We start from the raw sequence: 25,953 nt of genomic DNA, 5'->3' as shown, positions 1-25,953 counted from the left end.
CCAGCACGTCGGACCACCACGAAAGGGGCGGTGTCAGTGGATCGCTGCGCGCTGTTCGTCGACGCCGGCTATCTGCTGGCGGACGGCGCGATGGCCGTGCATGGCACCCGCCATCGCGAGTCGGTGTCGTGGGACTATCCCGGGCTGTTGCAGCTGATGTCCAGCCTGTCCCGCGAGCGCACCGGCCTGCCGCTGCTGCGCTGTTACTGGTACGAGGCCACGATCGAGGGGCGCCGCACCTCCGAGCACGACGTGCTGGCCGACATCCCCGGTCTCAAGCTCCGCCTGTCCCGCATCAGGCCCGGCCGCCGTGAGGGCGTCGACGCGCAGGTCCACCGCGACCTGATGACGCTGGCGCGCAACAACGCCATCTGCGACGCGGTCGTGGTGAGCGGCGACGAGGACCTCACCCAGGTCGTCTGCGACGCGCAGGACCTCGGCGTCCGGCTGACCGTGGTCCACATCGCCGCCGACGGGAGCTGGGCCGCCTCGCGCTCCCTGCGCCAGGAGTGCGACGACCTCATCGAGCTGGGCGCCGGTCATCTGCGGCCGTACGTGACGCTGGTGACCGGGTCGTCGGAGGCCGTCAACGGTCACCAGCCGATGAGCAACGGCCACGGCTCACACTCGCTGCCCGCCGCGCCCGCGCCGTCGTCGCTGCCCCCGGCCTCCTCGACCGGCTCGCTGCCGCCGGCCCCGGCCAGCACCGGCAGCCACGCCGCCCCGCACTCCTCCGCGAGCCAGCCCCAGCCGGCGAGTCCCCCGCCGAGCCGGGCCCAGTCGCAGCCTCCGGCGCTGCCCTCGTACACCTTCCCCGCCGACCCGCCCGTGCCGCAGCAGCCGGCCGCGCCGGCGACCGGGCAGCTGCCGCAGCAGTCGCCGACCACCGGGCAGTTCTCGTCGCCTTCGAGCGCGGGCACCTATCAGCAGCTCGGCCCCTACACGGGGCCGCAGCCGGCGCCGGTGACCCAGCAGCCGGCCTCGTCCTCCTCGGGAGCCACGACGCTGGCCGACGCGGTGAAGGCGGCCCACCGCGAGGGCCACGACTTCGGCGAGTCCGTGGCCCGCGACGCGCCCGCCCTCTGGCTGGAGGCGGTGCTGGCGCGCAAGCCCCGGATGCCGTCCGACCTGGAGGCCAGGCTGCTGCAGGGGTCGTCGCTGCCGATCGACTTCCTGCTGCACGACGAGGTACGCCACGCCCTGCGCAGGGGGTTCTGGGACGCGCTGGAGCGCGCCCGCAGCTGAGCGGTCAGGTCAGGGCGTCGAAGCCGGCGCGCAGCCGGGTGACGCGGTCCGTGAGGTCGGTGAGGGGGGCCCGCAGCGCGGAGGCGTCGGACTGCTGGGCGAGCTCACGCACGCGGGACAGCTCCTCCTCGACCGCCAGCAGGCGGCGGGACAGCTCCGGCAGGACCGACGCCTGGTCGCCGGCTCCCGGCGGCAGCTCGTGGCCGAGCCGCTCGCGCAGCAGCGCCGCCTGCTCGGCCAGGCGCTTGTTCATGTTGTAGAGCTCGGCGAACACCGACACCTTGGCCCGCAGCACCCACGGGTCGAAGGGCTTGGTGAGGTAGTCGACGGCGCCCGCCGCGTAGCCGCGGAAGGCGTAGTCGGGGGCGCTGTCGACGACCGTCAGGAAGATGATCGGGATGTTTCTGGTGCGCTCGCGGCGCTTGATGTGGGCGGCCGTCTCGAAGCCGTCCATGCCGGGCATCCGCACGTCCAGCAGGATCAGCGCGAACTCGGTGTTGAGCAGCGCCTTCAGCGCCTCCTCACCCGACCTGGCGCGCACCGGCACCAGGTCGAGCGAGCTGAGGATCGCCTCCAGCGCGATGAGGTTCTCCTCCCGGTCGTCGACCAGCAGGATCTTGGCCCGGTCTGGCATCGTCACGCCCCTTCGGCCGGAGAGTCGGCGGCCCGGCCCCGGCTGAGCCACCCGCGCAGCCGCTCCAGCAGGCGGTCGACGTCGACGGGCTTGGGCACGTAGTCGGAGGCGCCGGAGGCGATGCTCTTCTCCCGGTCGCCGCGCATGACCTTGGCCGTCAGCGCGATGATCGGCAGGTCGGCGAACTGGGGCATGCGCCGGATGGCGGAGGTCGTCGCCCAGCCGTCCATCTCCGGCATCATGATGTCCATCAGCACGAGCGCGACGTCCTCGTTCCGTTCGAGCTGTTCGATCCCCTCGCGGCCGTTCTCAGCGTAGACGACCGTGGAGCCGTGTCGCTCCAGCACGCTGGTCAGCGCGAAGACGTTGCGGATGTCGTCGTCGACGATGAGGATCTTGGCGCCGCTGAGCGGGTCGTCGCCCTGCCACTGGCTGGTCTCGACGGGCGCCTCGACCAGCTCGGGCAGCGGCAGGTCGAGCGGCAGGCCGGGCGCCTCGGGGATCGTGGCCGGCTCCTCTACGGAGGCGGTCACGACCTGCTGCCCGCTGCTGCGCGGCCCCTCGGCGGCGCTGACGGCCAGCGGGCCGATGTAGGTGGCCGGCAGGTAGAGGGTGAACGTGCTGCCCTTGCCCAGCTCGCTGTCGACGTGGATCTCGCCGCCGAGCAGGCGCGCGATCGAGCGGCAGATCGACAGGCCCAGACCGGTGCCGCCGTACTTGCGGCTGGTGGTGCCGTCGGCCTGACGGAACGCCTCGAAGATGACGTCGCGCTTGTCGGGCGCTATGCCGATGCCGGTGTCGATCACCTGGAAGGCGAGCAGGTCGTGCGCGATGTGCAGCGAGTCGTCGTCGAAGTCGACGTCCGGTGAGGCCGGGACGACCCGCAGCTTCACCTCGCCCTTGGGAGTGAACTTGACCGCGTTGGACAGCAGGTTGCGCAGCACCTGCTGGAGCCGCTGCTCGTCGGCGCGCAGCTCCTGCGGCAGGTCGGGGTCGACCTCGACGCTGAACTCCAGCCCCTTGTCGGCCGCCAGCGGCCCGAACGCCGCCTCCAGCAGGTCGATCGTCTTGGGCAGCGACACCTGGGTCGGGTGGATGTCCATCCGGCCGGCCTCGACCTTGGACAGGTCGAGCATGTCGTTGATGAGCTGGAGCAGCGCCGACCCGGCCCCGTGGATGGTGCGGGCGAACTCGACCTGCTGTGGGGTCAGGTTGCCCTCGGCGTTCTCGGTCAGCAGCTTGGCCAGCACGAGCAGGCTGTTGAGCGGCGTGCGCAGCTCGTGGGACATGTTCGCGAGGAACTCGTTCTTGTAGCGCGAGGAGACGGCGAGCTGCTCGGCGCGCTCCTCCAGGGTGCGGCGGGCCTGCTCGATCTGGAAGTTCTGGATCTCGATGGCGCGGTTCTGCTTGGCCAGGAGCGCCGCCTTGTCCTCGAGCTCGGCGTTGGACCGGCGCAGCTCCTCCTGCTGGCGCTGCAGCTCGTCGGAGCGTTCCTGCAGCTCGCGGGTGAGGCGCTGGGACTCGGTCAGCAGGTCCTCGGTGCGGGAGTTGGCGATGATCGTGTTCATGGTGACGCCGATGTTCTCCACCAGCTGTGTCAGGAAGTCGAGGTGGACCTCCCCGAACGGGCTGAAGGAGGCCAGCTCCAGCACGCCGAGCACGCGGTTCTCGAACAGGATCGGCAGCACCACGATCTGCGCGGGCGTCGACTGGCTGAGGCCGCTGTCGATGGTGATGAACTTCGGCGGCACGTCGTCGAGGACGATGTGGCGGCCCTCGGCGGCGGCCTGGCCGACGATGCCCTCGCCGAAGGCGAACTTCGCCCGCGGCCCGCGGTCGGGCCGGACGCCGTAGCCGCCGATCAGCAGCAGCTCGCGCTCGTTCTCCGGATCGACCGAGTAGAAGGCGCCGTACCGTGCGGACACGAGCGGCGTCAGCTCGCTCATCGTCAGCTTGGCCACCTCGAACAGGTCGCGGTGGCCCTGCATGAGCCGGGAGATGCGGGCCAGGTTGGACTTGAGCCAGTCCTGCTCCTGGTTGGCCTGGGTGGTCTCGCGGAGGTTGGCCACCATCGAGTTGATGTTGTCCTTCAGCTCCGCCAGCTCGCCCTGCGCCTCGACGGCGATCGAGCGGGTCAGGTCGCCGCGGGCCACGCCGCTGGTGACGGTGGCGATGGCGCGCACCTGGGTGGTCAGGTTGCCGGCCAGCTCGTTGACGCTCTCGGTGAGCCGCTTCCAGGTGCCCTCGACGCCCTCGACCCGGGCCTGGCCGCCGAGCTGGCCCTCCGAGCCGACCTCGCGGGCGACGCGGGTGACCTCGGAGGCGAACGAGGACAGCTGGTCGACCATCCGGTTGATGGTGGTCTTCAGGGCGAGGATCTCGCCCTGGGCGTCGACGTCGATCTTGCGGGTGAGGTCGCCGTTGGCGACCGCGGTGGTCACCTCGGCGATGTTGCGGACCTGGTACGTCAGGTTGTTGGCCATGAAGTTGACGTTGTCGGTCAGGTCCTTCCAGACGCCCGACACGCCCTGGACGCGGGCCTGGCCGCCGAGCTGCCCCTGCGTGCCGACCTCGCGGGCGACGCGGGTCACCTCGTCGGCGAACGACGAGAGCTGGTCGACCATGGTGTTGAGGGTGTCCTTGAGCTGGAGGATCTCGCCCTGGGCGTCGACGGTGATCTTCTTCGACAGGTTGCCCTGGGCCACCGCCGAGGAGACCGCGGCGATCTGGCGCACCTGAGACGTCAGGTTGTTGGCCATGGAGTTGACGTTGTCGGTGAGGTCCTTCCAGACCCCGGACACGCCGCGCACCTGGGCCTGGCCGCCGAGCTGGCCCTCGGTGCCGACCTCGCGGGCCACGCGGGTGACCTCGGAGGCGAACGAGGACAGCTGGTCGACCATGGTGTTCATGGTCGACTTGAGCTCCAGGATCTCGCCCTGGGCGTCCACGTCGATCTTGCGGGTGAGGTCGCCGTTGGCGACCGCGGTGGTCACCTGGGCGATGTTGCGGACCTGGTACGTGAGGTTCCTTGCCATGGAGTTGACGTTGTCGGTCAGGTCCTTCCAGACACCCGACACGCCCTGCACCTCGGCCCGGCCGCCCAGCTTGCCCTCGGTGCCGACCTCACGGGCGACACGGGTCACCTCGTCGGCGAAGGACGACAGCTGGTCCACCATCGTGTTGAGGGTGTCCTTGAGCTGGAGGATCTCGCCCTGCGCGTCGACGGTGATCTTCTTCGACAGGTTGCCCTGGGCCACCGCCGTCGCCACGGTGGCGATGCTGCGCACCTGCGAGGTCAGGTTGTTGGCCATGAAGTTGACGTTGTCGGTGAGGTCCTTCCAGACCCCGGACACGCCGCGCACCTGGGCCTGGCCGCCGAGCTGGCCCTCGGTGCCGACCTCGCGGGCCACGCGGGTCACCTCCTCGGCGAACGCCGAGAGCTGGTCGACCATGGTGTTGACGGTGTTCTTCAGCTCGAACATCTCGCCCACCGCGTCGACCGTCACCTTGCGGCTCAGGTCGCCCTTGGCCACCGCCGTGGTCACCACGGCGATGTCGCGCACCTGCGCGGCCACGCGGGACGACATGGTGTTGACCGCCTCGGTGAGGTCGCGCCAGCTGCCGGACATGCCGCGCAGGTTGGCGCTGCCGCCCAGCCGGCCCTCCGTGCCGGCCTCCCTGGCCACCCGGGTCACCTCGGAGTTGAACAGGGCGAGCTGGTCGACCATGCCGTTGATCGCCTTGCCCAGCCGGCGCACCTCGCCGCGGGCCGAGCGGTCGAGGTCGATCCGCCGCGACAGGTCACCCTTGGCGACCGCGTCGATGACGTCGGCCGCGCCGCTCACGGGGCTCACCAGCGCGTCGATCAGCATGTTGACCGACTCCACGCTCTCCGCCCAGGCCCCCACCCCGGGGCCGGGCGTCAGCCGCTCGCCGAACCGGCCTTCCTTGACCACTTCCTTGCGCACCCGGGTCAGCTCGTTGGCGAGGTGCTCGCGGCGGTCGGCCACCTCGTTGAGCAGCAACCGCACCTCACTGAGGATGCCCGGAGGGGCATACGGGACCCGGCGCCGGAAGTCGCCGTCACGCCATGAGAACAGGGTCTCCAGGATCGGGACGAGATCCGCCTCGGTATATGTCCTCTCCTCAGGACTTGGCGCGGCCTTGGCCGTGGTCATGGGGCCTCCTTCACTCGCGGGGGACTCCGGCGAGTGATTCAAGTCTGTCACGATGAGTAGCTCGTAGTCCTGTCCTTGGATTTACCCCAAGTCAACGGGAAGTGTGGTAGGCACGAGGGGATGACTGCTTCTCCCCATGCGGTGCTAGCTGCGACGTTCGCGGCGGGCGAGTCGGCTGTGACCGACGCGATGAGGTTCACGCGCGAGGTGATGACCGCGTGGGCCACCGGCGGCATGCTCCATGTCGCCGAGCAGATCGCCGGCGATCTCGCGGGGCAGGTCGTGGACGAGCCTTTCGAGATGCTCTGGCGACACCTGGGCGGCTCCGTCCAGGTGGAGGTGAAGCAGCGGAACACCTCACATGGTGATCAGAAAGCTCCCTCCGTCCATGTCGACGAGTGGGGGATCACCTTCTCGGGTGATTCCCGTGTCCATTGGGCCAGACTCACGCTACCTGGCGCGCACCACAGCTCGGGAGCCGTCGAGTGGCAGCGGCAGAGCGGGCGCGGGCCCCACTGGCTCGGATTCCTCGCCGACGCCAGCGACCTGCTCGCCGGCACCCTCGACCCCGACATGGTCCCCGCCATCATCGCCCAGGTCGTGGTGCCGCGGCTGAGCAGCTGGTGCGCCGTCTACACCGCCGACGCCGCCTCCTCGCCGCTCCGCCTCGTCTACCTGTGGCACGCCGACGAGGCCAGGATCGACGGGCTGCGCGAGCAGCTCAGCGATCTGGACGTCGGCGCCGTCGGCACCCGGATGAGCTCCACCTTCCACCTGGGCGACAACGAGGTGCTCGCGGTCCCGCTCAGCGCCCGGGGCCGAGGTCTCGGCGTGATGTGCCTGGGCCGGCCCGACCGGTTCCCCGACGAGGCCATTCAGCTCGCCGAGGACATCGGCAGGCGCGCCGCGCTGGCCGCCGACAACGCCCGCGTCTACGCCCAGCAGGCCGCCGCCAACCGCGCCCTGCAGCGCAGCCTCCTGCCGCCCAACGAGCCCGAGGTGCCCGGCCTCGACTACGGCGTGGTGTACGAGCCCGCCGGCGAGGTCAACGAAGTGGGCGGCGACTTCTACGACGTGTTCAAGGCCGGCGACGACTCGTGGCGCTTCGCCATCGGCGACGTCTGCGGCACCGGCCCGGAAGCGGCCGCGGTCACCGGCCTGGCCCGCCACACGCTCCGCCTGCTGGCCCGCGAGGGCTACGGGGTCGCGGCCGTGCTCGGCAGGCTCAACCAGGCGATCCTCGAAGAGGGCGAGCGGGCCCGCTTCCTGACCCTGCTGCACGGCGACATCACCCCGGCCGACGACGGCCTGGAGGTCCGGCTGGTCTCGGCGGGCCACCCCGAGGCGCTGCGGCTCAAGCCCAGCGGCGTCGTGGAGTCGATCACCACCCCGCAGTCGCTCCTGGGCGTCTTCCCCGAGGTGGTCTTCGAGGTCGACGTCGTCCACCTCGACCCCGGCGACGTGCTGCTGGCGGTCACCGACGGCGTCACCGAGCGACGCTCGGGCGGCCGGCTGCTCGACGACGAGGGCGGGCTGGCCAAAATGCTGGCCGAGTGCGCGGGGCTGTCGGCCAAGGCGGTGGCGGAGCGCATCCGCCGGGGCGCGGCCGACTTCGCCACCGAGCCCAGCGCCGACGACCTGGCGATCCTGGTGCTGCGCGCCCGCTAGCGCCGGCCCAGGTGCTTGCGGGCGAAGTCGAGCTGCAGCGCCGTCTGCGCGATCCGCTCCGCGACCACCAGGTTGCTCCGTACGGCGTCGTAGGTGTAGACCTCGTGCTCGTGGCCGTGCCGTTCGAGCTGGGCCACGTACTTCTGGATCTGGCGCGGCGGGCAGCGGGTGTCGTTCTCGCCGGCCAGGATCAGCACGGGGCTCTTCACCTGGTCGACGTAGGTGATGGGGGAGCTGGCCGCGTAGCGTTCCGGCTGCTCCTCGGGCGAGCCGCCGAGCAGCGCGCGGTGGTAGGCGCGCAGGCTCTCGGCCTCGTCCTCGTACGACGTCCGGTGGCAGGCGATGGGCACAGCGGCGATGCCGGCGGCCCACAGGCCGGGCTGCGTGCCTAGGCCGAGCAGCGTGAGGTAGCCGCCCCAGGCGGTGCCCGCCAGCACGAGCCGGTCGGGGTCGGCGATGCCGGCCTCGACCACGGCGGTGCGCACCGCGTTCACGTCGGCCAGCTCGATCTGGCCGACGTCGCCGTGCAGCGCGTCGCGCCAGGCCGAGCCGTAGCCGGTCGAGCCGCGGTAGTTGACCCGGACGACCGCGAAACCGGCGTCCACCCAGGCCGCCACCTCGGGGGAGAAGGCGTCCCTGTCGTGGCTCGTCGGGCCGCTGTGCAGCAGGAAGACCGCGGGGAACGGGGCGGCGCCGTTCTCCGGGCGGGAGACCAGGGCGTGGATGCGCCCGCCCGGCCCCTCGGCGTCCAGGTCCTCCAGGGGGACGCTCGGCGGCGCGGCCGGGCCGCCGGGGTTGAGCACGACCTGGCCGCTGGTCGAGCGGATGACCGGCGGGCGCGAGGCGCTGGACCAGGAGTACTCCACGTGGCCGCCGGGGCGCGGGCGCGCCTCCTCGATGACGCCCTGCGGTGTCTCGATGAGCGTCAGCCCGCCGCCCGCCAGGTCGTAGCGGAGGAGGTGGCTGCGGGCCCGGTGACCGCGCTGGATGAGCAGGCCGCGGCCGTCGTGGTACCACTCGGCCGTCATCTCGCCGTCGTCCTTCAGCCAGATCTCCCGGCGCGCACCCGTCACCGGGTTCCAGACCAGCGGCTCCTGGCGGCGGCGGCGCTCGTGCAGGGCGAGCAGGCGGGAGTCGCCCGGCGCCGGGGCGAAGCTGAGGCCGACGACGCCCATGCCGGGGCCGTCGTACAGCTCGCCGACCACCTGGCCGGACTGGCGCACGACGCGCAGCGCGGGGTGGCGGAAGTCGCCGTACTCGCCGTGGTTGATCGCGATCAGCTCGCCGTCCATGGACATGCCGGCCGCCCAGGCGGCCTCGCCGTGCTCGTACAGCACCTTGACGTGCTCGCCGTCGCGCACCAGGTGGATGCGGAACGTGCCCTCACTGGCGAGGCTGATCGCGGCCAGGCCGGTGGACGAGAGCGCGATGCCGGCCGGCTGGCCGGGCGGCGCTCCCGGGGCGACGGGCTGGTCGGGGCCGCCGAAGAAGGGCTGGCGCCGCCAGCTGCCGAACTCGTCGCCGTCGGTGTCGTCGAACCAGTAGATCCACTGACCGGCGGGGTCGATCGCGGCGTGGGCCGTGCCCAGCGGCCGGTCGGTGACCTGGCGGGTGGCGCCGCTCGCGCGGTCCCAGGCGTAGACCTCCCACGTGCCGGTGGCGTTGGAGCGGTAGATCGCGCGGTTGGGGGCCAGGGGGGCGTAGGACGGCAGCGACATGCGCGACGCGCGGAACCTGGCCTGCCAGCGTTCCTCGGCCTTCATCCGCCGCGCTCCCCTCCCATGGGCGCCCCTCGCCGTCCTCATCGGCAACGGGTTGCCGTCCAGTATTGCGCTTGCGTCGCGGAAATACTCCGGAAATGTGGGGGAATTTGGTACTAAACGCCCCATCAGTAACACCAGTCTCAGATGCCCGTCAAGAGGGTGACCTTGCGCCAGGTGTCACTTCGAAGGTAGATAGGTGGAACTCTGCCTTCGTCACCACTTTTCCCTGCCTTTTCGCGTTATTGCGGGAGAAAACTCGCGTTATCCCCTCCGCCAGCTCCTCCTCGCCCAGGTGCCACGCACTCGGACCCATCCCCACCACGGCCCGGACCTCGTCAGGCCCGAGCGCCATGTCGAACGCCACCACCCGCCGCTCCACCTCGGCGAACCCCTCCAGGCTCCGCGCCACCCGCTGCTCCTTGCCGGCGTCGACGGACAGCAGCCCCAGCTCCTCCACCAGCGGGCTGAGGTGGCCCGGCGCGGGCGTCACCACGACGACGCGCCCACCGGGCCGCAGGATCCGCCGGAACTCGGGCCCGTTCCTGGGCGCGAACACGTTCATCACCACGTCGGCGACCCCGTCTCCGATGGGCAGGCGCCGCCACACGTCGGCCACGAACGCCCCCACCCTGGGGTGCGCCCTGGCGGCCCGCCGCACGGCGTGCTTGGACACGTCGAACGCCATCACGACGCCGCGTCCCGCCGCGTCGAGGACGGCCGCCGAGTAGTGGCCGGTGCCCGCGCCGGCGTCGACGATGACCGGCTCGGCCCCATGGCCAGAACCACCGTACGCCTTCGCGCGCCCGTCGTCAGGCGAGTGTGAGAACGATTCGGCATGGGCGCTCCAGACCGCCTCCGCCAGCGCGCTCTCCAGCGGCGCGAAGTGACCGGCGGACAGGAAGGCGTCGCGGGCGGCGACCATCTCCGCGCTGTCGGCCGTGCCCGGAGGGCGGGACCCGACGAGCAGGCTCACGTAACCCTGCCTGGCCACGTCGAAGGAGTGGCCCCGGGGGCAGCGCAGCGCGCCGGGGTCGAGCCGCATTGACTGCCCGCAGACGGGGCAGGCGAGGTGTTCGGCGATGTCGGCCAGCATGCGGCCCATTGTCGCGGCCTACTGTCGCGCCTGGGCGCCGCGGGCCCGTCAGACAGCGCCGTCAGACGGTGGCGGCGGCCCGGACCAGGAAGTCGGCGTTGGACGCGGTCTCGCGGAGCTTGCCGACGAGCATCTCCATGCCCTGGTGGCGCTCCAGGCCCGTCAGCGAGCGGCGCAGCCGCCAGACCACCTGCCGCTCCCGCGCGGGGAGCAGGATCTCCTCCCGGCGGGTGCCGGAGGCGTCCAGGTCGACGGCCGGGAACACGCGGCGCTCGGCCAGGTCGCGCACCAGGTGCAGCTCCATGTTGCCGGTGCCCTTGAACTCCTCGTACAGGCTGTTGTCCAGCCGCGAGCCGGTGTCGACGAGCGCGCTGGCGAGGATGGTGAGCGAGCCGCCGCCCGCCACGTTGCGCGCGGCGCCGAAGAACCGCTTGGGCGCGTAGACGGCGGCGGCGTCGAGGCCGCCGCTGAGCGTCTTGCCGTTGCCCGGCGCGGTGTTGTTGTAGGCGCGGGCCAGGCGGGTGAGCGAGTCGAGCAGCAGCACCACGTCGCGGCCCTGCTCGACCAGGCGCTTGGCGCGCTCGACGGCGAGCTCGGCGATCGCGGTGTGGTCGCGGTCGGGATGGTCGAAGGTGGAGGCGAAGATCTCGCCCTGGATGCCGGCGCGCATCTCGGTGACCTCTTCGGGCCGCTCGCCGACCAGGAGGACCATGAGGTGCGCCTCGGGATGGTTCTGTGTGACGGCGGCGGCCAGGGCCTGGAGGACCATGGTCTTGCCGGCCTTGGGCGGGGCCACGATGAGCCCGCGCTGGCCCTTGCCGATGGGCGCGAACAGGTCGATGACCCGGGTGCTGAGCGACTCGGTCTCCAGGTGGAGCCGTTCGTCGGGGTGCACCGGCGTCAGCTCGGCGAACCGCGGCCGGTCGCGCCAGTGGCTCTCGCCGTTGACGGTCTCGACCTCGACGAGCCTGCCGCCGTCGGCCTTGGCGGTCACGTGGTCGCCGGGACGGAGCCCGAGCTGCTTGACCCGGTCGGCGGTCAGCCGCAGGTCACCGGAGCTGGGTAGATGGCGGGTGCGGAGGAATGCGGATTTGTCCCGCACGTCCAGCAAGCCGCTGATGACGTGAACAGACATGATGAACCCCTTTGAGGGCATGCCGGTAAGAGAAGCACCGGCGCGCGTAGGTGAGGAAACCCGAGGCCCGCGGAAGGGGCAGATCGGGAGGGAGGAGAGCGGCGGAGCTTGAGCTCGAACGCCACCGGCAACGTACCACACGTCGCTGCCCATGAAACGTCTAGCCCTCTCGGGCTATTCCCGGGGCATTCTCGTGTCTTCGCGCGTGAAACGCGCCGTGGACCGTAACAATGTTCTTCTCGCCGTCCTGTCCGATCCGGACATGGAATCCGCAAGCGCCCTGCAGGACCTTTGCAATGACGGCGAGGTTACCTATACGCAGACGATCCTTGGGGGATGACATGAACAGCACCCGTTGCCCGCGATGCCACAACGAGCTCGACGAGGGCCCGATCATGTACCGGTGCGCCACCTGCCGGCGCGCGGTCTTCGCCGCGGACCTGGAGAACGAGTTCGTTCCGCGCCAGCCCGTAGCCGCTTAATCTGGGGCGTATGCCCCACCAACCGCTGCACGTGGCCGGCGTCGAGGTGACACCCCTCTGCGACGCCGTCGGCCCCATGGGCGAGGCGATCAGACGCCCGCTCGCCGAGATGTTCCCGGGAGCGGACCTCCCGGAAGAGCCGTGGATCCTCCACTTCCACTGCTACCTGCTCCGCGACCACGCGGGCCGCCTGACCCTGGTCGACACCGGCATAGGCGGCACCGACTCACCGGCGTCCAGCTGGGCGCCGGTCCCCGGCTCGCTGGCCGGGGAACTGGCCGCCGCGGGCGTCGCGCCCGCCGACGTCGGCACCGTGATCCTCACGCACCTGCACAGCGACCATGCCAGCGGGGCCGTCGCCGACGGCCGGCCCGTGTTCGAGAACGCCCGCTACGTGCTCCAGGACGCCGAGCTGGAGGCCGCCGGCGGCGCCATGCTCCACCAGGTGATCGACGTGATCAAGGGCCAGCTCCAGGTGGTCGACGGCGACGCCGAGGTCGCGCCCGGCGTGCGTGTCCACCTGACCCCCGGCCACACGCCCGGCCACCAGATCGTGCGGCTCGGCGACCTGGCGATGACCGGCGACCTCGTGCTGCACCCCGCGCAGCTCGCCGACCCGGCCGTGCGCTACGTCTACGACGACGACCAGGAGCGCGCGGCCGCCACCCGGGCCGAGGTGCTGGCCGGGCTGCGGGCCGAGCGGGCGCTGCTGGCCACCGCCCACTTCGAGGAGCCGTTCGTACGGCTCTGAAGGTGATCTACCGGCCGGCGAGCACCGGCTGATCGGCCAGCAGGCTCGCCGGCAGCATCACCCGCGCGGTCAGCCCTCCGTAGGGCGAGGGCGCGAGCGTCACCTTGATGCCGTGACGCGACGCCAGCCGGCCGACCACGAACAGGCCCAGCCGGTCGCTCTGCGCCAGGTCGAACTCCGGCTTCTCCGCCAGCCGCGTGTTGAGCTGGTCGAGCTCCTCGCGGGGCAGGCCGAGCCCGCGATCCTCCACCTCGACCGTCAGACCGTGGGGGGTCGAGGTGGTGCGCAGGTCGACGCGGGTGCGCGGCGGCGAGAACAGCGTCGCGTTCTCGACCAGCTCGGCCATCAGGTGGGCCACGTCGGTCACGGCCGTGCCCAGGAGCGAGACCGGCGGCGGCTGCAGCACCTCGACCCGTTGGTACTCCTCGACCTCCGCCACGGCCGCCCGCAGCACGTCGACGATCGGCACCGGGTTGCGCCAGCCCCGGCCCGGCTGCTGGTCGGAGAGGATGATCAGGCTCTCGGCGTGGCGGCGCATGCGGGTGGTCAGGTGGTCGAGCTTGAACAGGTCCTCCAGCATCACCGGGTCCTCGGTGCCCCGCTCCATGCCGTCGAGCTGCATGAGCTGGCGGTGCAGCAGCGACTGGTTGCGGCGGGCGAGGTTGACGAAGACCTGGTTGACGCCGTGGCGCAGGTTGGCCTGGCTGAGCGCCGCGTTGACGGCGGTCGACTGCACGTCGTTGAACGCGTGCACGATGTCGTGCACCTCGGACGTCTCCGCCTTGACCTCCAGCGGCTCCACCGCGGTGCCGACCGGCGGCTTGGCGCTGGTGCGCAGCTGCTCGACCAGCTCGGGCAGGCGGACCTGGGCCAGGTGGGTGGCGGCGTCGCGCAGCCCGGCGAGCTCGCGTACGAGCCGCTTACGGAAGCGGAGCGACAGCAGGATCGAGGCGAGCACCGCCAGCAGGCCCACCCCGCCCGCGACCGCGATCTTCATCAGGATGCCGGTGGCCGCGGGCGCCAGCCGCTGCGCGTACGCGGCGCTGGTGGTGCGCTGGTTGGCCTCGACGGCCTTCCACAGGTTGTTGGCGTCGACCGGCCAGGTGGCCGCCTCCGCGGGCAGGCCGTTGACGACGGCCTGGCCCCGCATCGCGTCCTCCGCCTCCAGGAACTCCTGGTAGAGGGGAGAGCTGATCAGCTCCTGGTAGGGGGTGCGCAGCTCGCCGTCGAGCTGCGTCAGGGCCTGCGAGTAGAGCAGCCGCCTGGTCGCCGCCCACTCGGCGAACGCCTCACGCTCCGCGCTGGTCACCCGGCCCCGGCTGAGCACCACGGCGATCATCGCGCGCTCCCTGGAGAGCATCTCCTTGCCCTCGGCCAGCATGGCCAGCGCCCGTACGTTGCGGTAGAGGGCCAGGTCGGGCACCAGGACCAGGGCATCGTACATGCGGAAGGAGGCGTCGACGATCTGGTTGTAGCCGTTGATCAGGTCGAGCTGGGACGGGTTGGGCGCGTCGACGTCGCGGCGGATCTGGGTGAGCCGGTCGAGCTGCCTGAACAGCGCGTTGAGCTGGGCGCTCATCGCGGGGGTGAGGTCGTCCTGCCGCCCGGCCAGCTCGCGCAGCTCCTTGGCCGCTCCGTCGGTCAGCGTGCGCTGGAGGAACAGGGTCTCCGGATTGCGCTTGGCCGAGATGAACTGGATCGAGGACAGCCGCTCGTTCTGCAGGTGAGTGGTCAGCTCGCTGGAGGGCTCGGCCAGGTTGGTGGTCAGCTTGTCGGTCTCCAGCATCTGGATGCCGTCGCCCGCCGTCAGACCCGCCGCGAACGCCCAGAGCCCGACCAGGGAGGTCAGCGGGACGAGCAGGAGGATGAGCAGCTTGATCGCGATGGGACGGCCACGTGTGGGGGGCATGCGACCTCCGGAGGCATGTGCGGGCGCCTCGCAGATTACACCCCAGCGCGATCCGGGGTCATGCGCCGGCGCGGGGGCTCGACGCCCCCGCGCCCGGAGCGGTCATCGCCTGGTTTGCTCGGGACGGCCGGCCACGAGGCGGTCGTCGTCGGCGCGCTCGGCCGTGGCCGCGCGCTCCTCGGCGGCGGTGCGCCGGTCCGCCGCGCGCTCGTCGGCGGCGGTGCGTCGGTCCGCCGCGCGCTCGTCCGCGGCGGTGCGCTGGTTCGCCGCGTGCTCCTTCTCCAGCTTCTCCTGCAGCCGGCGCTTCTCGCTCTCCAGCTCGGCCACCCGGTGGGAGGCGTCGGCCCGCGCGCCGCGGAGCGCGCGGCGGTGCCTGGCGGACCTGCGCGAGCCGAGCGCGATCAGCCACAGCCCGAGCAGCAGCACGGCGGCCGCGGCCGCGCCGGCGAGGAACATCTCGACGTGGTTCGGCTGGAAGGTGTAGCCGAACAGGTTGTAGCTCGTGCCTTCCTCGGCGAGGACCAGGATGGCCGCGCCGGCGCCGAGAATCACCAGTAACAGACCCATGAAGATCATCTGCACTCACCCCTTGTCGTCAAAGCGACGTCCAACTGCCCAAGGAGCGTGGGGATATGCGCGAGGATCAAGGAATGAGACCCGATCCCGGCGAGGTTCTGCACTTTTCGGAGGATCCGACGATCGAGCGGTTCGTCCCCCACGTGGCGCCGACGTCCAGGCAGAGCGAGCCGTACGTGTGGGCGGTGGGGGCCGACCGGTGCCCTGACTACTGGTTTCCGCGCGCCTGCCCGCGGGCGCTGGCCTGGACGGGGCCCGGGACCACCGCGGAGGACGCCGTACGGATCATCGGCGCGGGCTGCGGTGACCGGGTGCACGCCATCGAGTACGGCTGGCTGAGGCCCATGCTGGAGACCAGGCTCTACGCCTACCGGCTGCCCGCGGACGGCTTCGCGCCCATCGGCGACCCGCCGCACGCCGTGGTGTCCACGGCGCCCGTGACGCCGCTCGGCCCGCCCGAGCCGGTGGGCGACCTGGTCGAGCTGCACGAGCGGGCGGGCATCCAGCTCCGGCTGCTCGACAGCCTCTGGCCGTTCTGGGAGGAGGTGATCGGCAGCAGCCTGGAGTTCAGCGGAATCCGTATGCGGAACGCGCGCCGATGAGCGCGGTCAGCTCCTCGACCGTCATCGAGCCCGGCCGCCGCCGCTCGCGGGCGAACCGGTTGGCCTCGCGCTGCAGCACCTCGTTGACCGGGGTCGGCAGGCCCAGCTCGCGCCCCAGCAGGACGATCTCGCCGTTGAGGTGATCGGCCTCGATGGAGCCCGAGCCCTTGGCCAGGCTCTGCCAGGACGAGCCGCCGCCGCGCGCCTCGCCGCCGATCGGGCGCATGTCGACGCGGTCGCCGCGCAGCTCGCGCTCCTCCCGCGGCGTCGAGTACGGGATCCCGGCCGCCTCCAGCACCGCGACGCCCTCGGCCCTGGCCTGGTCCAGCAGGGGCCGGGCGGCGGGGTCGGGCCCGCACAGCGCCTCGACGGCGTTGGTCAGGTTGGTCAGCAGCTTGCCGTGCTTCCACCGCATGACCTCGGTGGAGGTCACCCCGACGAGGTGGCTGCGGTCGAGGTCGGTGGCGATCTGCTTGGCCAGCTCGTCGGAGCCGTACGGGTAGCGGCCGACGTGCAGCAGCCCCGAGCGCGGCCACCCGTAGGCGGCCACGACGCCGGGCTCGGTGTGGAGGGCCGGCAGCCACACGCACATGCCGTAGACCCTCTCGAACCGGCGCAGCGCGGTCCGCTCGTTGGCCACGCCGTTCTGCGCGCACACCACCGGCAGGTGGCGGGGCCACGGGTCGAGCGCGGCCACCGTGTCCTGCGACTTGGTGGCCACGATCAGCACGTCGCCGTCGCGCGCCGGCACCGGGCCGTCCGTCGCGGGGATGTCGATGACCTGGTCGGAGCCGGGGGTGATCAGGCGCAGGCCGCGTTCGCGCAGCGTCTCGTAGTGGGCTCCGCGTGCCACCAGCAGCACGTCGTGGCCGCCTTGGTGGAGCCGGGCCCCGATGGTGCCGCCCACCGCTCCCGCGCCGATCACGATATATCGCATGTTAGGAGGTGTCACCTTTCATTTGGCGAGCGCCACCTCGGCCGGGGAGGCCGTGGAGGCGCGAAATCGCTCCCGGAAGATGGTCTTCAGCACCCGCCAGCCGTCGCGCAGCGCGTGCAGGTTGCTCTCGCCGTGGATGCGGCAGCGCTCGTGGCTGGGCACCTCCCTGGTGACCAGGCCGGCCCTCGCGGCGCGGATGTTCATCAGGGTCTCGATCTCGAAGCCGTCGCAGTCGAGGGCGAGCGCGTCGAGGTGGCGTGCCCAGAACGCGTTGTAGCCGTAACACAGGTCGGTGTAGCGCGTCCCGTACATCAGGTTGGTCAGGACGGTGAGCGCCCGGTTGCCGAGTGAGCGCAGCGGGCTGAGGTCGTCGGAGCCGCCGCCCGGCGCGTACCGCGAGCCCTTGGCGAAGTCGGCGCCGGCGGCGAGCGCGTTGACGAACGAGCGGATCTCGCGGCCGTCGGTCGATCCGTCGGCGTCCATCATGACGATGATGTCGCCCTTCGCCGCCGCCGCTCCCTCGATCAGGGCGTTGCCCTTGCCGCGCCGGGTCTGCGCGACCACGCGCAGGTCAGGGCGGAGGCGGCGGGCGACCGCCACCGTGTCGTCGGTCGAGTCGCCGTCGACCAGGATCACCTCGTCGATCCAGGCCGGTAGGGTGGCGAAGACGTGGGGGAGGTTGTCTGCCTCGTTCAGCGCCGGGACGATGACGCTGACGGTGGCGGGGAAGGGCTGCTCGTTCATGCAGGCAAAGATCCCTTCACGCGCATGCAAGACACTTGACGACGCCTTGCATCAGTCGCGGATCTCTGTGTCGGTGACCACTCCGTGACCTGCGAACATATACGGAAAAGGTGTTCTTACCGGCGAACGTCCATCCGGTCATGACGGCTTGACAACGAGCCGTCCCATGCGCTAGATCGTGGCTTCCTTCGTACGGGCCAGAATCTCGTCGACCGTCTCGGCGGGGGTCTGCGCGGAGGTGTCGAGCCAGAGGCCGATGCGCGGCGTGTCGCGGCGCAGCCCCGCGTCCAGCTCGGCCACGGTCCACGCGCCGTAGGCGGTCTTGGCGCGTTCCGCCTCCCGACGCGCCACGGTGGCGGCGTCCGGCGCGAGCACCACCACCATCAGCGGGCGGGTGGTCACCAGCCGGGTGAACAGCTCCAGGTCGGGGCCGAGCACCACGTCCTGCACCACGGCGGTGAACCCCTCACTCGCGTAGAGGTCGGCCGCGGCGGCCGCGACGCGGTAACGCAGGCGGAGCTGGCGCACCGCCTCATCGCCGGCGCCGGGGGTCATCGGCACGCCGCCGGTGACCACCATGCGGCGGAACACGTCTCCCCGCACGTGCGCGGCCCTGGGCAGCCGCTCGGCGAGCGCCTGCGCCACGGTCGACTTGCCCGCCGCCTGGATGCCGGTGATCAGGTAGACGGCGCTCACACGCCGGCCAGCTTGCGGACCCGCTCGGCGCCCACCGCCAGCAGCAGCGTCGGCAGCCGCGGCCCGGTGTCGCGGCCCACCAGCAGCCGGTAGAGCAGCGCGAAGAAGGCCCGCTGCGCCGCCTTCACCTCGGGCGTCGGCTTGGCGTCGGCCGCCAGCCCGGCCCGCAGCTTCGGCACCCCGTACACCAGCGTGGTCAGCCCCTCCAGCGACCAGTGCTCGTCGAGGCCCTCCGTCAGCATGCGCAGCGACTCGCGCTCGTCCTCGCCGAGCGAGCCCAGCAGCTCCTCGTCGGGCGACTCGCGCACCCGCGTGCGCTGGTCGGCGGGCACGTGCGTGTCGATCCACGCCTGCGCCCGGTCCAGCCTCGGCCGGACCTCGTCGAGCGCGGCGACGCCGTCGAGGTCGCCGAGTATGCGCCCGATCTGGCCGGTGTCGCCGGTCGTGACGTCCGCGATGGAGGCGAGAGTCCGGTAGGGCACGGGCCGGGGGGTGGCGGCCAGCGGGCCGCGCGAGGTGCGCACGGCCCTGGCGTGCGCGGCCAGCTCGGCCGGCTGCGCCTCGTCCTGCGCGACCTTGCGGCCGAGCGCGTCCCACTCGTCGTAGAGCCGCTGGATCTCCTGGTCGAAGGCGACCTTGAAGGACTGGGACGGCTTGCGGCGGGCGTAGAGCCAGCGCAGCACCGGCGCCTCCATGATGCGCAGCGCGTCGGCCGGGGTCGGCACGTCGCCCTTCGAGCTGCTCATCTTGGCCATGCCGGTGATGCCGACGAACGCGTACATCGGCCCGATCGGCCGCTCGCCGCCGAACACCGGGCCGACGATCTCCCCGCCGACCACCCAGGCCGAGCCGGGCGAGTGGTGGTCGACGCCCGACGGCTCGAACACCACGCCCTCGTACGCCCAGCGCATCGGCCAGTCGACCTTCCACACCAGCTTGCCGCGGTCGTGCTCGGCCAGCCGCACCGTCTCCCCGAACCCGCACGCGCAGGAGTAGGCCAGCTCGGTGGTGTCGTCGTCGTAGGCGGTGACCGTGGTCAGGTCGCGCTCGCACATCTCGCAGTACGGGCGATAGGGGTAATAGGCGCCCGGCCGCTCCTCGCCCTGCTTGGTGCGGTAGCGCGCCAGCACCGCGTCGATGCTCTCGCGCTCGCGCATGGCGGTCAGGATCTGCTCGCGGTACGCGCCCGAGGTGTATTGCTCGGTCTGGCTGATGCCGCGGTAGTCGACGCCCAGCTCCGCCAGCGCCTCGATCATGGGCGCCTTGAAGTGGTCGGCCCACGAGGCGTGGTCGCTGCCCGGAGGCGCGGGCACCGAGCTGAGCGGCTTGCCCACGTGCTCGGCCCACGACGGGTCGACGCCCGCCGGCACCCTGCGGAACCTGTCGTAGTCGTCCCACGACAGCAGGTGCACGCACGCGTGCCCGCGCTTGCGGATCTCGTCGGCGACCAGGTGAGGGGTCATCACCTCGCGCAGGTTGCCCAGATGGATCGGCCCCGACGGGCTGAGGCCCGAGGCGCACACGATGGGCTCGCCCGGCGCGCGGCGCTCCGCCTCGGAGATCACCTCATCCGCGAACCTGGACACCCAGTCGGTCTCCGTGCTGTCAGCCACGCTCATCGCGCCATTCTTGCGGTTCCCCGGGGCCGAGGCCAACGCGCTATTCCCCGGTCGTGCCGTCGATCCGCTCGCGCAGCAGGTCGGCGTGGCCGTTGTGGCGGGCGTACTCCTGGATGAGGTGGATCAGCGTGCGCCGGTGCGACACGTCCTGGCCGTGGCGCTGCCGCTTGGCGAGCGCGTCCAGCGGCAGGGCGGCCGAGATCTCCCGGGCCCGCGCGATCTCGGCCCGCCAGGTGGCGAACGCCTCCTCGGCCGAGGCGGTGTCCACCTCGTCGAAGTCGGCGTCCTGGCGGGTGTCCTTGCCCCACAGCCGCGGCACGTCCTCGCCGTCGATGATCTGGCGGAACCAGGCCCGCTCGACGTGCGCCATGTGCCTGACCAGGCCGAGCAGGGACAGGCCCGACGGCGGCGCGGCGCGCTCGCGCAGCCGCTCCTCGCTCAGCCCGGCGCACTTGGCGGCGAGCGTCTCGCGCTGCCAGTCGAGCCAGCTGTTGAGCACGGCGCGCTCGTCACCGGTGAAGATGGGTGGTGTCCGTTCCATCCGGGCAAGCTAGCGCACTTCGCACGCGTAGCCGGAGGGCAGCCCGGCGTCGGCGCCTGACCGGGTGGCCTGGAAGCCGAACGTGGTGCTCTGGCCGGGGCCGAGGGCGCCGTTGTAGGGGGCGTTCTCGAAGACCGCGCCGGACCTGGCGGCGTTCCACGAGCCGGTGATCTGGTGCCCGGCCGGCAGGGTGACCGTGACCCGCCAGCCGGTGATGGGGGACGTCCCGGTGTTGGTCACCGTGACGGGCTGGACGACGTAACCGGTGGGCCACTGCGTCTGGGTGGTGGCCACCGCCGCGCATCCGCCCGTGGTGCCGCCCGTGGTGGTGGTGACGGTGACCGTGCCGGAGACGGGGGAGAGGTTGCCCGCCGCGTCGCGGGCGCGGACCTGGAAGCGGTACGTGCTCTGCGGCGTCAGCCCGGTGGCCGTGAAGGTCGTGGTCGCGGCGGTGCCCACCTGGGCGAACGAGCCGCCCGACGAGCCCGGCGCGCGCAGCACGTCGTAACCGGTGACGCCGGTGTCGTCGGTGGAGGCGGCCCACGTCAGGGTGGTCGCGGTGGCCGTCGTGCCCGTCGCGGTCAGGTTGCCCGGGGCGGTCGGCGGGGTGGTGTCGCCCCCGGTCGAGGCCGGTGGGACGCGGACGATCCGGTCGTCCTGGGCGACCGGGTTGCCGCGGCCGTCGCGGTTGCTGGTCGCCACCCAGAGCCAGCCGTCGGGGCCCACCGCGACCGCGCGCAGCCGCCCGTACTCGGAAGTGAACTCGGCCTGCGGGGTGCCCGCCGTGCCGTCCGGGTTCAGCGGCACCGCCCACAGCCGCTGGCCGCGCAGCGCCGCCGCGAAGAGCGTGCCGTTCGCGTACGCGAGACCGCTCGGCGACGCCTCGGCCGTGGTCCAGGTGACGATCGGGCTGCGGAAGGAACCGCTGCCGCAGGCGCCCTCGCAGGTGGGCCAGCCGTAGTTGCCGCCCGCGACGATCCGGTTGACCTCGTCCCAGGTGTTCTGGCCGAACTCGGTCGCGTACATCCTGCCCTGCGCGTCCCAGGCCAGCCCTTGGACGTTGCGGTGACCGTAACTCCAGACCCGGGAGCCCTGGAACGGGTTGTCGGCGGGGATCGCGCCGGTGGGCGTGATGCGCAGGATCTTCCCCGCGAGGCTGTTGAGGTTCTGCGCGTTCGAGGTGGTGCCGGCGTCGCCGGTCGCCACGTACAGCATGCCGTCGGGACCGAACGCGATGCGGCCGCCGTCGTGGATCGCCGCGCTGGGCACCCCGGAGAGGATCACGGTCTGCGTCTGCGGCGCGGTCAGCTCGAACCTGACCAGGCGGTTGTCGCCGGCGGTGCTGGTGAAGTACGCGTACACCCAGCCGTCCCTGACCGCGATGCCGAGCAGCCCGCTCTCACCCGAGGCGCTCACCCCGGCGACCGTGGCGACCTGCGTGGGCGCCTGGCCGGGGCGTACCCGCATGATGCGCCCGGTGTTGCGCTCGGAGACCAGTCCGCTGCCGTCGGGCAGGAAGGCCAGCCCCCACGGCACCTGCAGCCCCGTGACGGACACCTCCGCCCGATCGAAGTCGAACCCGCCGACCACCTGGGCCCGCGCCTCGGGGGCGGTGAGGACCAGGGCGACCAGCGCCATGACGAGCGCGGGGACGAGACGGGCGCGCATGACGGGCTCCTTGGCGGGATCGTCGTATGCGGACGCCAGCACCGTAGGCACCGGTGGCGCGAGACCTCAACGACCGCGGCAGGTCAGAGCCCGCGACCTGCGACGACGCCTGTCTTGGAGGTGAAACTTTCAGGCCAGGGCGGCGGTCTCTTCCTGGCTGAAGGCGATCACGATGTATCGGCCGTTGGCGTAGCTGACCACGGGCCGTCCGAGCCGCTCGCCCACCCTGCGGGCCACGCCCTGGAAGAGGTCGACCATCTCCGGGGTGTCGGCGCTCACCCTGAACCGGCCGCTCGTGAGGAGGTGCTCGGTGACCAGGGAGGCGAAGCCGGCCTCGGCGCGGGCCCGTTCCTCCGCGTCGAGGGGGGTTCGACGGACCGGGGAGTGCTGGGGCATCGCTGATCTCCTTCTGATCGCCGTACCGGCATGCTAGCGGCGGCTCCAGGTTCCCTGGGAGTAGTAGCCGTTCGGATAGCCGCGCGGGAGGTGCGGAGATAGGTTGTCGGGACCCCTCCCCAGGTAAGGACGTATGTGATGCCGGCCCAGACGCCGCCGACGATCTCCCCGCGGACGAGTGGGGCTGACATGGGGGATTTTTGCCGTTATCTACCGTTTAAGTTACGTTTGTCGCACTACGGCGACCGTAACTCTTGTTCCGGACGCCCGAATCGGGGGAGAGGGAAGCACGCGGACGGAAAGGCAGCAGGTCGCGCATGAGCGTCGTGAAAACCGGCATCAGGCGAAGGGTTCGGCTTCTGGGTGAGGCGCTGCGTCCCCCGAAACCGGCCAAGGCGATGGACGCGAACAGGCCGAGGAGCGCCGACTCCCCCCGCCCGCCGAAACGCGTGCAGGTCGTCGACTACAGCGTCCCGATCATGCCGCGCCAGGTGGAGTCGCCCGTCTTCGTGATCGCCTCGGTCCGCTCAGGCTCCACGCTCCTGCGCAGCCTGCTCAACAGCCACTCCCGCGTCCGCGCCCCGCACGAGCTGCACCTGCGCACGCTCAGGGTGCAGCCGGCCCCCGGCTTCTCCGAGGAGTCCATGCTGGAGCTCGGCCTGGACCAGGTGGAGCTGGAGCACGTGCTGTGGGACCGCATCCTCCACCTGGAGCTGCAGCGCAGCGGCAAGGACGTCATCGTCGACAAGACCCCGGGCAACGTCTTCACCTGGGAGCGGCTGAAGTACGCCTGGCCGAAGGCGAAGTTCCTCTTCCTGCTGCGCCACCCGGAGGGCGTGGTCTCCTCCCTGGAGAACCGCAAGGGCAACACCAGCTCGCGCGAAGCCCTGGAAGCCAACGCGCTGAAGTACTTCAAGCCCCTGGAGAAGGCCCGCACCACCCTCGACGGCCTGACGCTCCGCTACGAGGAGCTGACCGCCGAGCCCGAGCGGGTCACCCGCGAGGTCTGCGACTACCTGGGCGTGCCCTGGGAGCCGGAGATGCTCGACTACGGCAAGCACGACCACGGCAGGTACCTGCCGAACCTGGGCGACCGCAGCGACAACATCAAGTCCGGCCGGATCCAGCCGGCCCGCACCTTCGGCACGGCCACGCTCTCGCCCCGGCTCGCCAAGTACGCCGGCGCGTGGGGCTACGCCTGACGTCACCAGCACGACGGAAGCCGTGCGTCTCCAGGGAGGAGACGCACGGCTTCACTGCTGCGGGCGCAGCGCCATCCAGAGGACCACGCAGTCTTCCTCGGCCGGATTGCGCCAGGAGTGGGGCTGCTGGGTGCGGAAGTGGAGCGAGTCGCCGGCGCCCAGCATGTAAGCGGTGTCGGCGACCGTGAACGCCAGCTTGCCCGACATCACGTAGAGCAGCTCCTCGCCGGGGTGTCCCATCGGCTTGCTGCCGCTGCTCGCGCCGGGGAGGACCGTCGCGACGGCCGCCGCCATCAGGAAGTCGCCGTACGGGCCGGTGATCCCGGCCAGATCGAGCCCCGCGTGGGAGGTGTAGATCGGGCGCCTGTTGGCGGCCCGGGTGTGGACCGTCGGCAGGTGGTCGTCGTCGTCCTCGACGAAGTAGGACACGGGGAGCTCGAACGCTCCGGCGATCTTGAGCAGGGTCGTGATGGTGGGGACCATGTCCGACTGCTCGATCTTGTGGATCGTCGCCGCCGACACATCGGCGCGCTCGGCAAGTGACTGAAGCGAGTAGCCGTTCTGCTTGCGGAGTGACTTGATCTTCGGGCCGATACCGGAGACGACTTCGGCCACTCGTGCGATCACGCAGACCCTCCGCCAAACTCACGCGTTTCTCGGGTTCTCAACCAGTCCTTGTACACACCTTGACGGTACCTCAGAGCTACGTCAAGTATGGTGAATAGAAATTTGAGCATGCTCAATGCGGTGAGTTCCGATGGGAGACGAGCGGGAGATGACCAGGCGAATCGTTGTTGTAGGCGGTGGAGCCGCTGGGATGGGTGCCGCGGGTGCCGCCAAGGGCACGGACCCGAGCGCGGAGGTCATCGTCTTCACCGGATACGAGGACGCCGCGTACAGCCCCTGCGGGATTCCCTACGTCCACGGCCGCGAGATCGCGAGCTTCGAGTCGCTGTTCATGGCGACCAAGCAGCAGTACGTCGACCAGGGCATCGACATCCGCTACGAGACGACCGTCGCGAGCATCGACGTCAAGGCCAAGACGGTGACCACGACCGACGGGACCGTCGAACGCTACGACTCGCTCGTGCTCGCCACCGGCTTCGACTATGCCGACCCTGATGTGCCCAACAGCGACCTGGGCGGCATCTACTACGTCAAGAACATCCGCCAGGCGATGGAGTGGGACAAGGTCCTCGACACGGTGAAGACCGCGGTCGTCGACGAGGCGACGCCGCTGGGAGCCGAGATGGTCACCGCGCTCGCCCACCGCGGCATCGAGACCCACCTGGTCGACCCCGCCCCCTGGGCCATGTCGTCCGCGACCGACCCGGACATCATGGAGCCGGTCCAGGAGTCCTGGATCGAGATGGGGGCCAAGCTCCACTTCAACACCAAGGTCACCGGCTTCGTCGGCGACGGCGGCAAGCTGCGCGAGGTCACCACGTCGCAGGGCGGCATCCAGGCGGACTTGGTGGTCGTCGCCACGAAGAAGGTTCCCAACGTCGAGCTCGCCACCGCCGCGGGTCTCAAGACCGGCATGAGCGGTGGCCTCATCGTCGACGGCCGGATGCGCACCTCGGTGAGCGGGGTGTACGCGGCCGGCGACTGCACCGAGATCCCGCACGGCGTCTCCAACGTGCCGATCCAGGGGCTCTCCGGCAGTCACGCCTACGCGCAGGGCAAGGTCGCCGGGGTGAACGCGGCAGGCGGCACCCGCGAGTACCAGGCCGTCTACGTGCCCTGGGGCATGGTGGCCGGCAAGTGGATGATCGGCGGGGTATCCTTCAGCGAGACGCTGGCGACCGCCCTCGGCGTCCCCTTCGTCGTGGGCAACGCGCAGGGCATCTCCCGGGCGCGCTACTACCCCGACGTGAAGCCGGTCAAGGTCAAGCTCCTGGCCGAGCCCGAGCATCTGCGGCTCATCGGAGCCCAGCTCGTCGGCGGCGAGGGCATCAAGGAACGCGCCGACTTCCTGGCCATGGCCGTGCGCACCGGGATCACGATCAACGACCTGGCGACGATGGAGAACGTCTACAGCCCGCCCATCGGCGCGCTCAACGAGCCCATCTCGCTCGCGGCGCAGAACGCCCTGTCGAAGCTGGGGAAGTGAG

General features: G+C 71.2%; 22 protein-coding genes. 7 read left to right on the top strand and 15 right to left on the bottom strand.

The features are described 5' to 3' along the window. The first annotated feature begins 36 nt into the window (after positions 1-36). Positions 37-1,245, top strand: a complete 1,209-nt coding sequence (locus AB0K05_RS24255) for an NYN domain-containing protein (protein ID WP_364232111.1) — start codon at positions 37-39, stop codon at positions 1,243-1,245. 4 nt (positions 1,246-1,249) lie between these two features. Here the strand turns inward: AB0K05_RS24255 and AB0K05_RS24250 are convergent, their stop codons facing one another. Both AB0K05_RS24250 and AB0K05_RS24245 read right to left on the bottom strand, forming a co-directional pair. Then, positions 1,250-1,879 carry a response regulator gene (locus AB0K05_RS24250; protein ID WP_148037228.1) on the bottom strand — a complete coding sequence of 210 codons (630 nt, stop codon included), beginning with the start codon at positions 1,877-1,879 and terminating at the stop codon, positions 1,250-1,252. A gap of 2 nt (positions 1,880-1,881) precedes the next feature. Then, entirely contained in the window at positions 1,882-6,057 is a 4,176-nt protein-coding gene (locus AB0K05_RS24245; RefSeq protein WP_271279591.1) for a HAMP domain-containing protein, read from the bottom strand. A 177-nt stretch (positions 6,058-6,234) separates the two neighbouring features. Here AB0K05_RS24245 and AB0K05_RS24240 point away from each other — a divergent pair, with 177 nt between their 5' ends. Then, complete coding sequence (locus tag AB0K05_RS24240) at positions 6,235-7,725, top strand: GAF domain-containing SpoIIE family protein phosphatase (RefSeq protein WP_271279592.1); 1,491 nt, start codon at positions 6,235-6,237, stop codon at positions 7,723-7,725. On the opposite strand, the gene AB0K05_RS24235 is transcribed toward AB0K05_RS24240, so the two are convergent. From AB0K05_RS24235 to rho, 3 genes are all read right to left on the bottom strand, one after another. Continuing rightward, entirely contained in the window at positions 7,722-9,488 is a 1,767-nt protein-coding gene (locus AB0K05_RS24235; RefSeq protein ID WP_364231803.1) for a prolyl oligopeptidase family serine peptidase, read from the bottom strand. The genes AB0K05_RS24240 and AB0K05_RS24235 overlap by 4 nt on opposite strands. A 151-nt stretch (positions 9,489-9,639) precedes the next feature. Then, positions 9,640-10,581: a putative RNA methyltransferase gene (locus AB0K05_RS24230; protein WP_364231799.1), complete on the bottom strand. Its 942-nt coding sequence runs from the start codon at positions 10,579-10,581 to the stop codon at positions 9,640-9,642. Between the two features lie 61 nt (positions 10,582-10,642). After that, positions 10,643-11,716 (bottom strand): transcription termination factor Rho, encoded by a 1,074-nt coding sequence (rho, locus tag AB0K05_RS24225; protein ID WP_364231796.1) that lies wholly within the window; start codon positions 11,714-11,716, stop codon positions 10,643-10,645. Between the two features lie 341 nt (positions 11,717-12,057). On the opposite strand from rho, the gene AB0K05_RS24220 reads away from it, so the two are divergent. Both AB0K05_RS24220 and AB0K05_RS24215 read left to right on the top strand, forming a co-directional pair. Further along, entirely contained in the window at positions 12,058-12,198 is a 141-nt protein-coding gene (locus AB0K05_RS24220; RefSeq protein WP_187281584.1) for a hypothetical protein, read from the top strand. A 10-nt stretch (positions 12,199-12,208) separates the two neighbouring features. Further along, a complete protein-coding gene (locus tag AB0K05_RS24215) occupies positions 12,209-12,949 on the top strand; it encodes an MBL fold metallo-hydrolase (protein WP_364231794.1) in 741 nt (246 codons plus the stop codon). Between the two features lie 7 nt (positions 12,950-12,956). Here the strand turns inward: AB0K05_RS24215 and AB0K05_RS24210 are convergent, their stop codons facing one another. Together AB0K05_RS24210 and AB0K05_RS24205 are read right to left on the bottom strand one after the other, a co-directional pair. Continuing rightward, complete coding sequence (locus tag AB0K05_RS24210; RefSeq protein ID WP_364231792.1) at positions 12,957-14,858, bottom strand: nitrate- and nitrite sensing domain-containing protein; 1,902 nt, start codon at positions 14,856-14,858, stop codon at positions 12,957-12,959. Between the two features lie 102 nt (positions 14,859-14,960). After that, positions 14,961-15,425, bottom strand: coding sequence for a hypothetical protein (locus AB0K05_RS24205; RefSeq protein WP_364231789.1), 465 nt, complete (start codon positions 15,423-15,425; stop codon positions 14,961-14,963). An 83-nt stretch (positions 15,426-15,508) separates the two neighbouring features. On the opposite strand from AB0K05_RS24205, the gene AB0K05_RS24200 reads away from it, so the two are divergent. Then, positions 15,509-16,036 (top strand): DUF6886 family protein, encoded by a 528-nt coding sequence (locus AB0K05_RS24200; RefSeq protein WP_271280240.1) that lies wholly within the window; start codon positions 15,509-15,511, stop codon positions 16,034-16,036. Here the strand turns inward: AB0K05_RS24200 and AB0K05_RS24195 are convergent. The 7 genes from AB0K05_RS24195 to AB0K05_RS24165 all read right to left on the bottom strand — a co-directional run bounded on the left by AB0K05_RS24195 (position 16,002) and on the right by AB0K05_RS24165 (position 22,637). After that, positions 16,002-16,973, bottom strand: a complete 972-nt coding sequence (locus tag AB0K05_RS24195; RefSeq protein WP_148036240.1) for a 2-dehydropantoate 2-reductase N-terminal domain-containing protein — start codon at positions 16,971-16,973, stop codon at positions 16,002-16,004. The two genes, AB0K05_RS24200 and AB0K05_RS24195, sit on opposite strands and share 35 nt — an antisense overlap. A gap of 18 nt (positions 16,974-16,991) precedes the next feature. Then, the gene (locus AB0K05_RS24190; RefSeq protein WP_148036241.1) at positions 16,992-17,717 is read right to left on the bottom strand and encodes a glycosyltransferase family 2 protein; all 726 of its coding nucleotides are present in this window, start codon (positions 17,715-17,717) and stop codon (positions 16,992-16,994) included. A 171-nt stretch (positions 17,718-17,888) separates the two neighbouring features. After that, positions 17,889-18,413 (bottom strand): AAA family ATPase, encoded by a 525-nt coding sequence (locus AB0K05_RS24185; RefSeq protein ID WP_271280238.1) that lies wholly within the window; start codon positions 18,411-18,413, stop codon positions 17,889-17,891. Continuing rightward, entirely contained in the window at positions 18,410-20,032 is a 1,623-nt protein-coding gene (lysS, locus tag AB0K05_RS24180; RefSeq protein WP_271280237.1) for a lysine--tRNA ligase, read from the bottom strand. The genes AB0K05_RS24185 and lysS overlap by 4 nt, the downstream gene beginning before the upstream one ends. A gap of 40 nt (positions 20,033-20,072) precedes the next feature. Beyond that, positions 20,073-20,573, bottom strand: coding sequence for a DinB family protein (locus AB0K05_RS24175; protein ID WP_271280236.1), 501 nt, complete (start codon positions 20,571-20,573; stop codon positions 20,073-20,075). A 9-nt stretch (positions 20,574-20,582) separates the two neighbouring features. Further along, a complete protein-coding gene (locus tag AB0K05_RS24170; protein ID WP_364231785.1) occupies positions 20,583-22,241 on the bottom strand; it encodes a PQQ-dependent sugar dehydrogenase in 1,659 nt (552 codons plus the stop codon). Between the two features lie 129 nt (positions 22,242-22,370). Then, complete coding sequence (locus tag AB0K05_RS24165) at positions 22,371-22,637, bottom strand: hypothetical protein (protein ID WP_271280234.1); 267 nt, start codon at positions 22,635-22,637, stop codon at positions 22,371-22,373. Between the two features lie 317 nt (positions 22,638-22,954). Here AB0K05_RS24165 and AB0K05_RS24160 point away from each other — a divergent pair, with 317 nt between their 5' ends. After that, on the top strand, positions 22,955-23,839 hold the full coding sequence (locus AB0K05_RS24160) for a sulfotransferase (protein ID WP_148036246.1): 885 nt from the start codon (positions 22,955-22,957) through the stop codon (positions 23,837-23,839). 51 nt (positions 23,840-23,890) lie between these two features. Here the strand turns inward: AB0K05_RS24160 and AB0K05_RS24155 are convergent, their stop codons facing one another. Continuing rightward, positions 23,891-24,466, bottom strand: a complete 576-nt coding sequence (locus tag AB0K05_RS24155; protein ID WP_148036247.1) for a cupin domain-containing protein — start codon at positions 24,464-24,466, stop codon at positions 23,891-23,893. Between the two features lie 130 nt (positions 24,467-24,596). Here AB0K05_RS24155 and AB0K05_RS24150 point away from each other — a divergent pair, with 130 nt between their 5' ends. Then, positions 24,597-25,952, top strand: a complete 1,356-nt coding sequence (locus AB0K05_RS24150) for an FAD-dependent oxidoreductase (RefSeq protein ID WP_333485759.1) — start codon at positions 24,597-24,599, stop codon at positions 25,950-25,952. Position 25,953 lies beyond the last annotated feature (1 nt).

Source organism: Nonomuraea sp. NPDC049486 (assembly GCF_040676925.1).
Lineage (GTDB): Bacteria > Actinomycetota > Actinomycetes > Streptosporangiales > Streptosporangiaceae > Nonomuraea > Nonomuraea ferruginea.
Note: the sequence above shows the minus strand (reverse complement) of the source record. Positions and strands in the feature narration are given on the sequence as shown.